Raw genomic sequence first — 14,337 nt, forward strand, 5'->3', positions numbered from 1 at the left:
GTTTTTGGCCCCTCACCCCTTGATGGCGAACGCAGCGCAGCCGGTCCTGGGTGGACCGGAGTTCCTCCGCCTGCTCGCCCGTCTCAGCGACGGCGCGATGCCGGCCAGCAGTCCCGCCCTGACCGATCGCCTCGGCCAGTGGGTGGACTGGAGCCGTGCCGTGGCCCTGTCCGGCGCGTTGGGCGGACGCCTGCCCGAGCCCGGCGAAGCTGCCGAGCGGGCCGAGGATGTACTGGCCGACTGCGCCCAGGCCCATGCCAGCCTGCTGGCCTCGATCCGCGAGGACGCCGAGGCCGAGCGCCTGCTGGACCTGGCCGAGGCCGCTGCCGCACCCAACTTCGCTTCGCTGCGCCAGCGCTACCGGGTGCTGCAGCAGGCCATCCAGACCGCCACCGGGCGCCTGCGCGGCCGCCTGCGCGACCAGCTGGTACAGGTCTCGCCGGAGCTGGCGCGACTGGCCGAGGTTGATGCGGTGATGGAACAGACACTCACCCCGCGCGAGCACAGCTTGCTGGCCACCGCGCCGGCGGTGCTCGGCGCCCGTTTTGAACGCGTGCATGGCCAGCCCGGCTGGCGCGCGGCCTTCCGCCATGACATGCGCACGCTGCTGCTCGCCGAGCTGCAGCTGCGCTTCCACCCGATCGAAGGGCTGCAAGACGCCCTGCGCTCCCACTGACCGGAACACAATGTCCAGAACTGCTCTCCATGTCGTTGTTTTCCTTGTCGGCCTGCTGGCCGTGTGCTGGATCGGCATTGGCTACGTTTCGGTGCATCCGCTGGGTGCAGCGGTGGCGGCGATCATTGCGGCCTGCTACATCGCCGGCGGCGTGGAGCTGTACCGCTACCGCCAGGCCAGCAACGGCCTGCGCGCCGCACTGAATGACCTGTCCAGCGCGAAGGAAAGCCTCGCCCCATGGCTGGAGCGCGTGCCGGTAGGCCTGCGCAACGCCGTGCGCCTGCGCGTGGAAGGCGAGCGCACCGCCCTGCCCGCACCGGTGCTGACCCCGTACCTGGTCGGCCTGCTGGTGCTGCTGGGCATGCTCGGTACCCTGCTGGGCATGATGGACACGCTGCGTGGCACCGGCCTGGCCCTGCAGAGCGCGACCGACATGGCCGCGATCCGCGGCTCGCTGGCCTCGCCGGTGCAGGGCCTGGCGGTGGCCTTCGGTACCTCGATCGCCGGCGTGGCCAGCTCGGCGATGCTCGGCCTGTTGGCTGCGCTGCTGCGCCGCGACCGCCTGCAGGCCGTGCAGCAGCTTGACCGCGCCATTGCCGGCGACCTGCACCCGTATTCGCAGGCCTGGCAGCGCGCCGAATCGCTGCGCCTGCTGCAGGCACAGTCCGCCGCGCTGCCGGCGCTGGTCGACCGCCTGCAGGCGATGACCAGCACCTTTGAACAGCACAGTGCGGCCGCCAATGAGCGCCTGCTGGCTGGCCAGGCCGAGTTCCTGACCCAGAGCCAAGCGCTGCAGGAACGCCTGGCCCTGTCGCTGCAGCAGTCGCTGCGCGAAGGTGCCGAAGCCAGTGCCGCGGCCATCGGTGGCGCGCTGCAGCCGATGGCTGAAACCACCCTGGCCGGTCTGGCTCACCATGGCGAAGCGTTGCATGCCCGTGTCGAGCGCGCCGTGCAACAGCAGCTGGCGGGCCTGAGCGACGGTTTCGAACGCAGCCGGGTCGCCACCGAAGCCAGCTGGGCCAAGGTGGTGAGTGAACAGACCCAGGCACAGCAGGCGCTGGTGAGTGATCTGCGCCAGCACCTGCAGGCCTTCAGCGATAGCCAGGGCACGCACGCCGAAGCACTCGTCGCGCGTATCGGCGAGCGCCTGCAGGCCGATGCCAACGGCAACGCCGAGGCCTGGCGCGCCGCCATCGAGCAGCAGCAGGCACTGAACAGCGCGCTGGTCGAGCGCCAGCAGCAGGCGCTGCTGGCGGCCGGCCAGCAGCTGGACGAGCGTGCGCAGGCATTGCTGCAGGCACTGGAGCAGCGCCACGACGCCAGCCAGTCGCTGCTGCAGGACCACGAACAGCAGCGCTCGCAGCAGTGGCAAGCCGCCCAGGCTGCCGCCGCGACTGCGCACGCCGAACTGCAGGCCAGCCTGGACAGCCGCGAACAGCAGCGTCAAGCGCGCTGGGACGCGGTCAGCGCCGAACTCCAGCAGGCCCACGCCACCCTGCATGCGCAACTGCAGGCTGGCGACGAACAGCGCCTGCAGCGCTGGAGTGATGCCCTGCAGCACGTTTCCACCGAGCTGGCCGAGCGCCTGCAGGCCAATGGCGAACGCCTGGCTGCACAGCAGCAACAGGTCTGCGACACGCTGGCGGCGACCGCACAGCAGATCGGCGAGAACGGTCGCGCGCAGGCCAGCGCCACGCTGGCCGAAGTGTCCACCCTGCTGCAGACCGCGGCAGCGGCACCGAAAGCTGCGGCCGACGTCATCAACGAGCTGCGCAGCACGCTCTCTGAAAGCCTGGTGCGTGACAACGCGATGCTGGAAGAACGCGGTCGCCTGCTGGCCACCGTGCAGACCCTGCTCGATGCGATCAACCACGCATCGCACGAACAGCGCACCGCGGTGGACGCACTGGTTGGCGGTTCGGCCGAGCTGCTGGAACGCGTCGGCAACCGCTTCACCGACCATATCGCCGCCGAGACCGACAAGCTGGATGGCATTGCGGCAGCACTCACCGGCAGCGCGGGTGACGTCGGCCAGCTGGCCGGCGCCTTCGGTGAAGCGGTCGCGCAGTTCGGCAGTGCCGCCACCGCGCTTTCCGGCCGCCTGGAACAGATCGGTGGCGCACTGGATGCCTCGCTGGCCCGTAGCGATGAGCAGCTGGCTTATTACGTGGCGCAGGCGCGCGAGGTGGTCGACCTCAGCCTGCTGTCGCAGAAGCAGGTGATGGAAGAACTGCAGCAGCTGGCCACGCGCCGCGGCAAGGCCGGTAGCGCATGAGCGACGAGCTGGAGGTCGATGGCGGCTCGCACGCACCGATCTGGGCCGCCTTCGGCGACCTGATGTCGGTGCTGCTGGGTGCGTTCGTGCTGATCCTGGTGGGTGTGGTCGCGGTGCAGCTGGAGCTGTCGCAGCGGCTGGACCAGGAAATGAAGCAGCGCCAGGCCGAAGCCAAGCGCCTGCAGACCCTGGAACAGGCGCTGGCCGGCCCACTGGCCGCTGGTCGCGTAACCCTGGTCGATGGCCGCATCGGCATCAGCGGCAGCGTGCTGTTCGCACTGAACTCGGACCAGCTGCAGCCGGAAGGCCAGGAGCTGCTGCGCAGCCTGGCCGCACCGCTGGCCGCCTATCTGGGCAGCCGCGAAGAGATCCTGATGGTCAGCGGCTTTACCGATGATGCGCCGGTGCGCGAAGGCAACCGCCGCTTCGCCGACAACTGGGAGCTGTCCGCGCAGCGTTCGCTGACCGTGACCCGCACCCTGATCGCCGATGGCGTACCGGCTGACGCCGTGTTCGCCGCCGCGTTCGGCAGCGAGCAGCCGGTCAGTTCCAACGCCAATGAGGAAGGACGCGCGCGCAATCGCCGTGTGGAAATCGCGCCGATCCCCAAGCCCAAGGCGGCGGATGGCAAGTAAGCCGCCCGCGCTGGAAGGCCTGCGCGCATTGGTGCGTGACCTCGATGCGGGGTCGCGCTCGCTGCCGCATTACCCACAGGTGCCGATGCTGCAGCAGGTGCAGCGCGAATGGTCGGAGCTGCGCAGCGAACTGCAGGTGCGCCGCTCGCTGCGCGCCGAGGCCCCGGCCGATGGCGGCCCACTGAACTCGGCAGTGCTGGTGCAACGCATGCTCGACACGATGCAGGCCACCAGTCCCGGCTACCTGCGCCACTTCATCGACTATGTGGACACGTTGTCCTGGCTGCAGGCGCTGCAGGACAGCGCCGCCAGCGGCGGTGATACCGCAAAGCCGAAACGGACACGCAAGCCGCGCAGCGCGGGTTGAACACGTTACGCCGACCTCGTTCGGCGCCCCTTGGACACGACAATCCTGATCCACGCTGCTGGTTACGCCAACATTGCTTGGCGCTTATCGACTCCCAGCAGCGCTGCTGTCCAATCGCTACCGCGAGCCAACCACGTCAATGGTTGACCAACTTGAACAGACTGAGGCGACTGTAATTGACGTGGAAGGAAGAATTCCCCAGTGTTTGACTGCCCCCATTGCACTTGAATTCAATCCCAGCAAATGCAGCTTTCAGTAGAAGCCAGACTTCTCAAGCTTCGCGCGAATCTCAACGAAGCCGAGATGTACCTTGGCCCTCCAATTGAACGTCCTGACATCGACGCACTCCAGAGCTCGGCGCTTTCTACCCTAGGCATCGTCCTGCCAGAGTCCTATCTGGGCTTTCTTTCACGCCACGATGGCCTGGCAGCAGCGGGAGTCTTCCTCTACTCGAGTACTTCACGCTCATACTGCGATGGTGGGTCAGCCCTTGCCCTGGTGGAAATGAACCTTATCGCTCGCGGCCAGGGATCCCTGGGCAGCTATGTAGAACTCGGAGAGAGCGATATGGATTGCTACGTCTTTGAATTCGCAACAGGGCGGTACCAGGTCCGTGACAAAGTAGCGTTCGATAATGTCTACGAAGAATTCACTTCATTGGATGGCCTACTCGGTCACATCATCGGTCTGATCGAACAGCATTGCTGAACAAACAGATTCAAGAATGCCCATGCCACGCCGGGTTGGCATTCACAGCTACACCGGTTGCCTTCTGAATCAGCCGAGTCATGGGTTCGGCTCTGAGGACCTCAGCCGCGCAGGGTGGCGCCGCCGTCGACATACAGATCGGTCATGGCCACGTGCCCGGCCTGCTCGGAGAGCAGGAACATCGCCGAGTGCGCGATGTCTTCCGGGGTGGCCAGCTTGCGCAGTGGGATGCCGGCCTTGTAGGTCTCAAGGTTGCCGGCGATCACCCGTTCGGCGCCGTGCTCGTCCTGCCACATGCCGGTCTGCATCGGGGTCAGCGTGGACCCCGGGGCGACGATGTTGCAGCGGATGCCCAACGGCGCCAGCTCCAGCCCGAGGCAGCGGGTGAACATCGTGGCGGCGGCCTTGGATGCCGCATAGGCGGCCATGCCATGCCTTGGCACACCGGCCGCATTCGAGCTGACGGTAACCATCGCGCCCTGCCCGCGCGGCGACATCACCCGCGCCAGGGCACGCCCGACATGGAACACCCCGTCGGTGTTCACCGCGAACACCCGGCGCCAGTCGTCATCGCCGGTCTCGGTCACGCCGCCCACATGCAGCACACCGGCTACGCTGGCGGCCAGCATGATCGGCCCGATGCTGGACTCGACCTGATCCACCAGGCCATCCACGGCGGCACTGGCGGTCACGTCGAGCGCAAAGGTGTGCACACGCACATCTGCCGTAACAGGCGCCTCGCGATCGGTCGCCACTACGGTGCAACCGGCCTCGGCCAGCAACCGCACCAGTGTCTCGCCGATGCCACCGGCAGCGCCGGTCACCAACGCCACGCGGCCTTTGAAACCGGTCAACTGCATGTTGCGATCTCCTGTTGTTCGTCCCATTGGCGCAAGCGTGCCGACAACCACGGCGCCAGCTGCGCCACCGCATCGCGTCCGGTCAGCTCTGCGTGCAGGAATGGCAGTTCCAACGACTGCACCCTGCGCGCGTGTGCCCGCCACAACGCCGACTGCAACTGTGGCCGCGCCTGGTGATCTCGACCGGCACGCACATGCACCAGCGTGCCATCGAACGGCCGGTGGATATGTTCACGGATCAGTCGATTGGTGCCGGTCACGGCGCGCACCACGCCATCCAGCACGACATCCGGCAGGCTACCCAGCGCACTTCCGCCACGACGCAGGAACGCGAGAATGCGTTCCCGGCTGTCCAGTTCCGGATGCGCATCCGGGTCATGACCGGCAATCGCCAGCAGTGCCCGCAATGCGGCGATGGCATCGGGCTCCGGCTCGGCCCGCCAGCACTCGCTGGGATAGGCGTCCAGCAGTACAAGTTCGCCGACCTCGCGCCCGATCTCATGCAGTCGCACCGCCATAGCCTGGGCGAGGATGCCACCCACCGACCAGCCCAGCAGATGCACCGCCCCCGTCGGCTGCAATGCGACCACACGCTGTACGTAGTCGTTGGCCATCGCCTCGATACTGCTCGGCAGCCGCTGCCGCGCGTCCAGTGCCGGCGACTGCAGGCCATATACCGGGCGCGCCGGCTGCAGTGCCCGGGCCAGGGCGCGGTAGTTCCAGGCGATGCCGCCGGCCGGGTGCAGCACGAACAGCGGCGTAGGCCCGGCAGCGTCGGTCGCGGCCAGCGCGATCACCGGCCCCAGTGCGTGATCGGCCAGCGCCGGCGGCTCGGCAATACGAACCGCCAGCGCGGCCACGGTGGGCTGGGCAAACAAGGCCCCCAGACCGAGATCGCAGCGCCAGCGCTGTTCGATCGCCAGCAGCAGGTGCACCGCCGACAGTGAGTCACCGCCGAGACTGAAGAAATCCGCATCCACCGCCACCGGCGCTTCTCGCCCGAGTGCCTGGGCAAACAGCGACGCCAGCTCCTGTTCCAACGGCGTGCGCGGCGCCAGCCCGGCGATCTCCTGCCGCGGTGGTACGGGCAGCGCGTTGCGATCCAACTTGCCGTTGGCGGTCACCGGCCAGTGATCCACGCCAACGAAGGCGGACGGCACCATGTAATCCGGCACGCGTGTGGCCAGATGACTGCGCAGCATGCTGGCGTCGGCCAGTGCCGACGGCACATAGGCTACCAGCCGGGCATCGCCGGGTGCGTCGTGGCGCAGGAGCACTTCCACCCGCTCCATGCCCGGCAGTTCGCGCAAAGCCGCCTCGATCTCGCCCAACTCGATGCGCAGGCCGCGCAGTTTCACCTGATGGTCGCTGCGGCCCAGGTACTCCACCGCGCCATCGCTGCGCCAGCGCGCTATGTCGCCGGTGCGGTAGATGCGCTCGCCCGCCAGGAAAGGATCGGCAAGGAAGCGTTCGGCAGTCAGGTCCTCGCGACCGAGATAGCCACGCGCCAGCTGCACACCGCCCAGATAAAGGTCACCGGCCACACCGACCGGCACCGGCTGCATCCGCGCGTCCAGCACGTAAAGGCGGGTATTCCAGACCGGGAAGCCGATCGGCACCGGCCGCGATCGATCCTGCGCCGACGCCGGCCAGTAGCTGACGTCCACCGCGGCTTCGGTCGGGCCGTACAGGTTGTGCAGCTCGGCGTGCATGCGCGCGTGGAAGCGGTCGCGCAACGCGGCGTCCAGCGCCTCGCCACTGGTGAATACCCGTCGCAGCTGCAGGCCTTCGGAGGCCGGTGCAGCGAGGAAGGCATCGAGCATCGACGGCACGAAATGCGCCGTGGTGATGCCATGCCTGCGGATCAGCCGCGCCAGTTCGGTGGGGTCGCGATGCGCATCGGGCCCGGCAACCACCAGCGTGGCCCCGCACAGCAACGGCAGGAAGAACTCCCAGACCGAGACATCGAAGGTGGCCGGGGTTTTCTGCAGCACGCGGTCATCGGCGCGGATGCCGTAGTGCTCGCGCATCCACAGCAGGCGGTTGACGATGGCACGGTGTTCGACGACCACGCCCTTCGGTTCCCCGGTCGAACCGGAGGTATAGATCACATAGGCCGCATCGCTGGGCGCCGGATCGGCCCACGGCGCGGCGAAGCTCAGCGCGGTCCACTGCTCCGGCGCGAGCACCGGTACGCCGGCCATGCGCGCCGAAACCTCCGCCGCAGCCAGAACGCACACCGGCTGCGCCGAGGCGAAGATGCGCGCCAGCCGCTCGTCGGGATGGGCAAGGTCCAGCGGCAGGTAGGCCGCGCCTGCGCGCAGCACCGCCACCAGCGCGATCACCAGCGCCAGCGAGCGCGGCAATGCCACCGCCACCACGCTGCCCGGGCCGACACCCATCGCCCGCAGCTGGGCCGCCAGCGCGAAACTGCGCGCTTCCAGCGTTGCGTAATCCATGGCAGCATCGCCGAACACCAGCGCAGGCGCGTGCGGGTCCCGATCCATGCCCTGCTGCAGCAATTCAACCAGGGTCGTCTCAGGAAGCGCGTGCGCGGTGGCGTTGAAACCCTGCAGCACCTCTTGCGCCTCCATGGGCGTGGCCAAGGGTACGGCTTCGATATCGTCAGCCTGCAGCGCCGCCGACACGAAATTCAGCAGCCGCGCCGCGTGCGCCTCGACATCCTCGCGACTGTACAGCGCGGGATTGGCCTCGATCTCCAGATCCAGCAGGTGCTGGCCATCGCCACGGAAACCCAGCGCCAGGTCATCCACCGGCCCGGTGCACAGCACCTCCAGCGCCGCCTGCACGCCGGGCAGGGCCGGCGGCCTGTAGAACGGCTGCACATTCACCAGCGGGCCGTGCAGGCGCTGCTGCGTGCCGACCAGGCCCAGGTCCCGGCGCAGCTGCTCGCCCCGGTAGCGGCCGTGCCTGCGGCCCTGGCTGAGCTGGCGACCCAGGCCCCGGGCAAAGGCCTCGACGCTGCCCTCACCGGCCGCCACGCGCAGCGGCAACACATTCATGACCATCGCCGGCACCCGCGCCGACGCGTTGCCCAGCCGCCCCATGTAGGGCACGCCCAGCACCACTTCATCGGCGGCACTCATCCGCCGCAGGTACTCGGCCGCCAGCGCGGCCAGCACATCCGGCCAGGGCTGCAGCCAACGCACCGAAGCCTGCAGCAACTGCTCACGGAATGCCGCATCGAGCGGCTGTACCCAGCGCAGCGCGTCGACACTGGCCGCGAGCGTGCCGGCCAGGCCTGCGCCTGCCGGTGCGCCCTGCATGTGCTCACGCCACCACTGCCCGGCCTGCACGCGGCGCGGATCGGCACGGTAGGCGGCATCATCGGCCAGCACAGCGGACAGTCCTGGCAGTGGCTCACCCTTGCGGCCGGCGTACAACGCGCACACGCGATCGGTGAACAGCGCCATGCCGTAGCCATCGGCAGCCAGATGATGCACCCGCAGGTACCAGACCCAGCGCTGCCCACCCAGTTCAAGCAGCACCTGCTGGCTGATCCGGTCGCGGGTGGGATCGACCGGGCTCAGCCGGTCAGCGTGCATCAGGCTGCGTGCCGCAGCGGCGGGATCCGCCTCGGCGGACACATCGCGTACCGAAATCAGCGGCACGTGTACCGGGTCATGCCACTGTAGTGGCTGGCCATCGGCACCTTCGGCAAAGCGCAATGCGAAAGCCTCGGCCTCGCGCGCAGCCTGGTCTGCCGCTGCGACGAACGCGGCCACGTCCAGCGGGCCGTCGATCCATACCGCGTGCGCGGTATTGAATGACGGATTGTCCGGTGCCAGCCGCTGTGCAAACCACAGCCCAGCCTGGGCCTCGGTCAACGCCACCGGCGTGGCCAGCGCTACGGCGTTCATGCGTTCTGCGCTGCCTGCAGTTGCTGCACCACACCCCACCACTGGCGCAGCGTGGTGTGCTCGGCCAACTGCGAGAACTCCAGCGGAAGGCCAGTGTTGCCCCAGGCCAGGACCAGGCCGAGCATGCGCATTGAATCCAGGTCCAGGTCGATCAGGTTGTCGTCGTCACCGATCTCGGCCGGCGTGCACTCCAGGACACGCGCCACGTCGGCACGCATCCGCTCCAGATCCAGCGCCTCACCCATGGCAGCCATCACAGCACCTCCAGCAGCTGATCGGTGGTCATCGGCACACCACAGGTGCGCGCGATCCAGTGCAGCGCCTGATCGTGATCGGCACGCGAGAAGTCCGCCACCGCATCAGCGGCGATGAAGGCCTCGATATCACGCTGGAAGGCATCGACCACGGTCGCGGTGCAGCCGATATGGGCGTACACGCCGGTCACCAGCAACTGGTCGCGCCCACGCACCCGCATCAGCGTCTCCAGGTTGCTGCGCTGGAATGCGCTGTAGCGGTGCTTCACCAGCACGTGCTCGCCCGGTTGCGGTGCCAGCGCCTCGATGATCGGCTCATGGTCGGCGCTGCGACGCATGCCCGGCCCCCACAGGTCGGCCTGCAGGCCACGGTCGCGACGGTCCTGGTCACCATGCTGGGCGGTGTAGAACACCGGAATGCCCTGCACACGGCAATGCGCCAGCAGGCGCACGATGTTGTCCACCGCAGGCCGCAAGGGCGTACTGCCGGCGTCGAATGCGGCCAGGAAGTAACGCTGCATGTCGTGCACCAGCAGCGCGACACGATCGCGCCGGGGACGCCATGGTCCGCGCGCCTGCGGTAGCTCAGCGGCGGTCGGCAAGGGGTAATCGGTGATACGGGGCAGCGCCATCAGCGCGTTCCTCCTGTCTGTTGCAGATGACGCGCACGCAGCTGCGCACGCAGTTCGCGGCGGCTGATCTTGCCGACCGCAGTGGTATCGAAGCTGTCGACGAACACGACCTGATCGGGCACCTTGAACGCCGCCAGGCCGCGCCCGCGCATCCAGGCCTTCAGCGCCGGCGCCTTGAACGGTTCGCCCTGCGCGATCACAAAGGCGCAGCTGCGCTCGCCCAGATACTCATCGGGAATGGAGACCACGGCGGCATCAAACACGCCGGGGTGCGCCAGCAGATGATCTTCGATCTCTTCGGCGGAGATTTTCTCCCCGGCACGGTTGATGTGGTCACCGGCGCGGCCCTGCACCACCAGGTAGCCTCCGGGCAGCTGCTGCACACGGTCGCCGGTGCGATAGAAGCCGTCGTCGGTGAACGAGCGCGCATTGGCCACCGCATCGTTGTGGTAGCCACGGATGGTATACGGGCCACGGGTGAGCAGATGCCCCACCTCGCCTTCGGCCACCGGCTGGTCATGGTCATCGACCACGCGCACTTCGTCGTCCGGACTGATCGGCCGGCCCTGGCAGGCCACGATCAGGTCCTCCGGATCATCCAGCCGTGTGTAGTTGACCAGGCCTTCGGCCATGCCGAACACCTGCTGCAGCGTGCAGCCAAGGCCGTCGATCACCCGCCGTGCGGCTTCCGGCACCAGTTTGGCGCCGCCCACCTGCAGTACCCGCAGGCTCGACAGGTCATGCTTGCCGGTAGCGGCGGCCTGCGCCCACAGCAGCGCCAGCGGCGGCACCAGGCCGCAGCAGGTCACCTTTTCGCGGGCGATCAGCGGGAATGCGGCATCCGGCCCGGGGCCGGGGCTGAGCACCACGCGGGCGCCGGCGTACAACGCGCCGAAGAAGCCCGGCGAGCTCATCGGGAAATTGTGCGCGGCCGGCAGCGCGACCAGGTAGACGCTGTCGCGGTCGATGCCGCAGATTTCATTGCTGGCACGGAATGAATAGATGTAGTCGTCGTGCGTGCGTGGAATCAGCTTGGACAGCCCGGTGCTCCCGCCGGAAATCTGCAGGAACGCCACAGACTGCGGGTCCGGATCGGCCGGCAACCGGCTGCGATCGCCCTGTAGTGCCTCCAGCCCAATGAACTCCGCCGCATCGCCGTCGATCACTACATGGCGAACCGCCGGCACGTCGGCCTGCAGCGCCCGCGCCAGTCCGCGATGGTCGAAGCCATCATGCAGCCCGGTGGTGATGTAGGCACTGGCTTCGGCCTTGCTGGCGAAGTGCACCAGCTCGGTGATGCGGTGTGCCGGCAACGCGTACACCGGCACCAGTCCGGCGCGGAACAGGCCACAGACCGTTGTGACGAAGCCTGCCGTGTTGCCCAGCTGCACCAGCACCCGCTCCCCTGGCTGCAGGCCGAGCGTCAGCAGGCCGGCACCGATCCGCCCGGCCTCGTGCCACAGCTGCGCATAGCTCAGGCGCACGCCGCCGGCGACCACCGCAATGTCATCGGCATGGCGTTCTGCACGTTCGCGCAGGAACCCCGGGAAGGTCTCGCCACGCCAATGCCCAGCCTCGCGATAGCGCGCCATCAGGTCATCCGGCCACACCTGCTGCAGTGGCAGGCGGGAAGCGTCAGTGGAGGTAGTCATGCGGCAGGCTCGATCGCAGGCGCGGATTCATGGACACCCAGCGCATTCAGCAGGGCGGCGAACTTCGCAGCGGTCTCGGCCACCTCGGCCTCGGGCTGCGAGTCGGCAACGATGCCGGCGCCGGCGAACAGGCGCAGCTGCATTCCCTGCAGGCGTGCGCAGCGGATTGCCACATACCAGTCGCCGTCACCCTGCGCATCCAACCAGCCCACGGCGCCGGCATAGAAGCCGCGCGGCACCGTTTCCAGCTCGCGGATGCGCTGCAGCGCCGCCATCCGCGGCGTACCGCAGACCGCCGGCGTAGGGTGCAGCTGCGCCAGCAGCTCGGCGGCCGACGTGTGCGGATCCTTCAGCGTGGCATGGATGCGTGTGCCCAGATGCCACATGCTGGCAGTGGCATGCAGCGCCGGCCGCGGCTGTGCATCGATGTGGCTGCAATACGGTGCCAGACCCTCGACGATCGCCTCGACCACATGACGGTGCTCGTCATGGTCCTTGGTCGAGGCCAGCAGGTCCTGCGCGGCGCGCTCGTCCTCGGCAGCATCGGCGCAGCGCCGCGCAGACCCCGCCAGCGGGTGCGACAACAGCTCGGCGCCACGCTTGCGCAGGAGCAGTTCCGGGGTCGCGCCCACCAGCCACGCTGGCGCCTGACCCACTTCCACCGGCAGCGGAACCGCATAGGTCGCCACCGAAGGATCCGCGCCCAGCCGTGCCAGCAGCACGTCCGGAGACAGCGCCCGGTGGGTGCGTGCCACCAGGCTGCGCGCCAGCACCACCTTCTGGAGGTCCAGTTCGGGCGCGCGCAGTGCCTGCACCGCCGCAGCCACCGACGCCGCGTACGCCTGCGCCGAAGGCTCGGCCTGCAGGGCACCCTCCAGCGCTGGCGCGGCCTGTGGCTGTAGTGCCAGCGCTGGCAGCAGGCGCTCGGGCTGGTACAACGCGCCGTCGGCACGGGGTTCGAATGGGACTGCGCCGACCAGCAGGCCCGGGCCGCCGCGCTGCTGGGCAAAGAACACCGAAACGCGTTCGGCCAATGTCGCCAGCGCACCGGCCGGCAGCGTGGCGCGGCAACCGCGTGCGTGCACGTGCTGACCAGCGTGCTGCAGCAGGAACAGCGTCGCGTCGTCGCTGCTCTCCTGCGGCGCTGGCGCAGCCTCCGCCCACGCGCCCTGCATCAGGGAATCGTTCATGGGGTCTCCTTCATCCGATGCACTGCGGCCAGCGCGCACAGCAACAGCAGCAACGCGCCGACCAGGAGGTATGGCAGGCTGGGCCCGCCGCGATACAACAGCGTGCCGAGCATCGGCCCGGCCACCATGCCCAGTCCCTGCGCGGCAGCGACAGTACCGGCGGCGGCGCCCTGCTCGTGCGCCTCCACCGCGTCGGCGGCCAACGCCTGGAACGAAGGGAATACGAAGCCCATGCCGAATGCAGCCAGTGCGTAGGCCGCAGGCAGTTGCCAGGCCTGCTGCACGCCCGCCACCGAAGCAAAGCCGATGCCTGAGATCACGGCGCCGAGGACGATCCAGCGCCGCGGATGAACCTCCAGCTTCATCACCAGCGCCTGCGCCAGGATCAGGCCAACGCCGACCGCCGTCAGCGCGATGCCGGCCATGCGCGCACCGGCCGCCGCATCCAGGCCCAGGCGATCAATCGCGAAGAAGCCAACCGTGACCTGCGCGATGGTCACGGAAACCATGGCGATGAACGCCGCCAGCTGCGGCAGGCGCAGGCGCGGGTCGAGGCGGCTCATCGGCGCGCGGCGCTGGGCGGAAACGCCCATTACAGGCGGTGTGGCCGGCAGTCGCCAGGCCAGCAGCGCCAACGCCAGCAGTGGCAACAGTGCGGCCACGTACAGCGCCAGCGACAGGTTCGTATAGGCCAGCCAACCCGCGGCAGCCGGGCCCAGCACCATGCCCAATGCGTTGGCGCTGCCCAGGCGGGCGAGGAACTTCGCACGCTGCCCGGTCGGCGCCTTGTCGGCGATCAGCGCAGCTGCGGTAGGAGGCACCGCTGCGTAGAACAGGCCGATCAGGCCGCGCGCAGCGACCAGCACCAGCACTGACACCAGCACCGGCGGCACCGCCTGCAGGGCCACGTCGATGAACACCGCCAGCGCGATGTAGACCACGGTGTAGGCACTCATCGCCAGCATCAGCACGCGCTTGCGGCCGATGCGGTCGCTGAGCTGGCCCCAAGGGCGCGCGGCCAGCATCCACAACACGCCTGCGGCGGTGACTGACAGCCCGGCATGCCACTCGTACAAACCGAGCATGCGGACCACCGGGCCGATCACGGCGACGAAGGACATCATCGCCATGGTGCCAATCAGGGCAGCCAACACCAGCGCTGGCAAGCCGGGAACGACGGGACGTGCGTGCATGAAACACCAGCCGT

12 protein-coding genes are annotated in these 14,337 nt (G+C 68.5%); 5 read left to right on the forward strand and 7 right to left on the reverse strand.

Features of this window, described 5'->3' with window-relative positions; genetic code table 11:
- Positions 1 to 22 precede the first annotated feature (22 nt).
- From AC5P7X_RS05685 to AC5P7X_RS05705, 5 genes are all read left to right on the forward strand, one after another.
- On the forward strand, positions 23 to 676 hold the full coding sequence (locus tag AC5P7X_RS05685) for a DUF3348 family protein (RefSeq protein WP_065179210.1): 654 nt from the start codon (positions 23 to 25) through the stop codon (positions 674 to 676).
- Between the two features lie 10 nt (positions 677 to 686).
- Positions 687 to 2,951 (forward strand): DUF802 domain-containing protein, encoded by a 2,265-nt coding sequence (locus AC5P7X_RS05690; protein ID WP_495214586.1) that lies wholly within the window; start codon positions 687 to 689, stop codon positions 2,949 to 2,951.
- Complete coding sequence (locus AC5P7X_RS05695; protein ID WP_065179209.1) at positions 2,948 to 3,586, forward strand: OmpA family protein; 639 nt, start codon at positions 2,948 to 2,950, stop codon at positions 3,584 to 3,586. The genes AC5P7X_RS05690 and AC5P7X_RS05695 overlap by 4 nt, the downstream gene beginning before the upstream one ends.
- Positions 3,576 to 3,953: a DUF2894 domain-containing protein gene (locus AC5P7X_RS05700; RefSeq protein WP_053498559.1), complete on the forward strand. Its 378-nt coding sequence runs from the start codon at positions 3,576 to 3,578 to the stop codon at positions 3,951 to 3,953. Before AC5P7X_RS05695 ends, AC5P7X_RS05700 begins: the two co-directional genes overlap by 11 nt.
- Before the next feature lie 243 nt (positions 3,954 to 4,196).
- Positions 4,197 to 4,661, forward strand: coding sequence for a YrhA family protein (locus tag AC5P7X_RS05705; protein ID WP_495214587.1), 465 nt, complete (start codon positions 4,197 to 4,199; stop codon positions 4,659 to 4,661).
- Between the two features lie 101 nt (positions 4,662 to 4,762).
- Here AC5P7X_RS05705 and AC5P7X_RS05710 read toward each other — a convergent pair whose 3' ends face one another.
- Genes AC5P7X_RS05710 through AC5P7X_RS05740 form a run of 7 tightly spaced genes read right to left on the reverse strand, consistent with a single transcriptional unit; the run spans position 4,763 to position 14,323 of the window.
- Entirely contained in the window at positions 4,763 to 5,521 is a 759-nt protein-coding gene (locus tag AC5P7X_RS05710; RefSeq protein WP_495214588.1) for a 2,3-dihydro-2,3-dihydroxybenzoate dehydrogenase, read from the reverse strand.
- On the reverse strand, positions 5,512 to 9,402 hold the full coding sequence (locus tag AC5P7X_RS05715) for an amino acid adenylation domain-containing protein (protein WP_495214589.1): 3,891 nt from the start codon (positions 9,400 to 9,402) through the stop codon (positions 5,512 to 5,514). The genes AC5P7X_RS05710 and AC5P7X_RS05715 overlap by 10 nt, the downstream gene beginning before the upstream one ends.
- Positions 9,399 to 9,656 (reverse strand): phosphopantetheine-binding protein, encoded by a 258-nt coding sequence (locus AC5P7X_RS05720; protein ID WP_019659922.1) that lies wholly within the window; start codon positions 9,654 to 9,656, stop codon positions 9,399 to 9,401. Before AC5P7X_RS05720 ends, AC5P7X_RS05715 begins: the two co-directional genes overlap by 4 nt.
- Positions 9,656 to 10,288, reverse strand: a complete 633-nt coding sequence (locus AC5P7X_RS05725) for an isochorismatase family protein (RefSeq protein ID WP_495214590.1) — start codon at positions 10,286 to 10,288, stop codon at positions 9,656 to 9,658. Before AC5P7X_RS05725 ends, AC5P7X_RS05720 begins: the two co-directional genes overlap by 1 nt.
- Positions 10,288 to 11,940: a (2,3-dihydroxybenzoyl)adenylate synthase gene (locus AC5P7X_RS05730; RefSeq protein WP_495214592.1), complete on the reverse strand. Its 1,653-nt coding sequence runs from the start codon at positions 11,938 to 11,940 to the stop codon at positions 10,288 to 10,290. Before AC5P7X_RS05730 ends, AC5P7X_RS05725 begins: the two co-directional genes overlap by 1 nt.
- The gene (locus AC5P7X_RS05735; protein ID WP_495214593.1) at positions 11,937 to 13,130 is read right to left on the reverse strand and encodes an isochorismate synthase; all 1,194 of its coding nucleotides are present in this window, start codon (positions 13,128 to 13,130) and stop codon (positions 11,937 to 11,939) included. The genes AC5P7X_RS05730 and AC5P7X_RS05735 overlap by 4 nt, the downstream gene beginning before the upstream one ends.
- Entirely contained in the window at positions 13,127 to 14,323 is a 1,197-nt protein-coding gene (locus tag AC5P7X_RS05740) for an MFS transporter (protein ID WP_053498548.1), read from the reverse strand. The genes AC5P7X_RS05735 and AC5P7X_RS05740 overlap by 4 nt, the downstream gene beginning before the upstream one ends.
- Positions 14,324 to 14,337 lie beyond the last annotated feature (14 nt).

The organism is Stenotrophomonas sp. YJH_SMC_53, assembly GCF_059369995.1.

Bases quoted from the DNA above. Each gene is read 5' to 3' on its own strand.
- AC5P7X_RS05685 (WP_065179210.1), top strand. From the start codon at position 23: ATGGCGAACGCAGCGCAGCCGGTCCTGGGTGGACCGGAGTTCCTCCGC.
- AC5P7X_RS05690 (WP_495214586.1), top strand. From the start codon at position 687: ATGTCCAGAACTGCTCTCCATGTCGTTGTTTTCCTTGTCGGCCTGCTG.
- AC5P7X_RS05695 (WP_065179209.1), top strand. From the start codon at position 2,948: ATGAGCGACGAGCTGGAGGTCGATGGCGGCTCGCACGCACCGATCTGG.
- AC5P7X_RS05700 (WP_053498559.1), top strand. From the start codon at position 3,576: ATGGCAAGTAAGCCGCCCGCGCTGGAAGGCCTGCGCGCATTGGTGCGT.
- AC5P7X_RS05705 (WP_495214587.1), top strand. From the start codon at position 4,197: ATGCAGCTTTCAGTAGAAGCCAGACTTCTCAAGCTTCGCGCGAATCTC.
- AC5P7X_RS05710 (WP_495214588.1), bottom strand. From the start codon at position 5,521: ATGCAGTTGACCGGTTTCAAAGGCCGCGTGGCGTTGGTGACCGGCGCT.
- AC5P7X_RS05715 (WP_495214589.1), bottom strand. From the start codon at position 9,402: ATGAACGCCGTAGCGCTGGCCACGCCGGTGGCGTTGACCGAGGCCCAG.
- AC5P7X_RS05720 (WP_019659922.1), bottom strand. From the start codon at position 9,656: ATGGCTGCCATGGGTGAGGCGCTGGATCTGGAGCGGATGCGTGCCGAC.
- AC5P7X_RS05725 (WP_495214590.1), bottom strand. From the start codon at position 10,288: ATGGCGCTGCCCCGTATCACCGATTACCCCTTGCCGACCGCCGCTGAG.
- AC5P7X_RS05730 (WP_495214592.1), bottom strand. From the start codon at position 11,940: ATGACTACCTCCACTGACGCTTCCCGCCTGCCACTGCAGCAGGTGTGG.
- AC5P7X_RS05735 (WP_495214593.1), bottom strand. From the start codon at position 13,130: ATGAACGATTCCCTGATGCAGGGCGCGTGGGCGGAGGCTGCGCCAGCG.
- AC5P7X_RS05740 (WP_053498548.1), bottom strand. From the start codon at position 14,323: ATGCACGCACGTCCCGTCGTTCCCGGCTTGCCAGCGCTGGTGTTGGCT.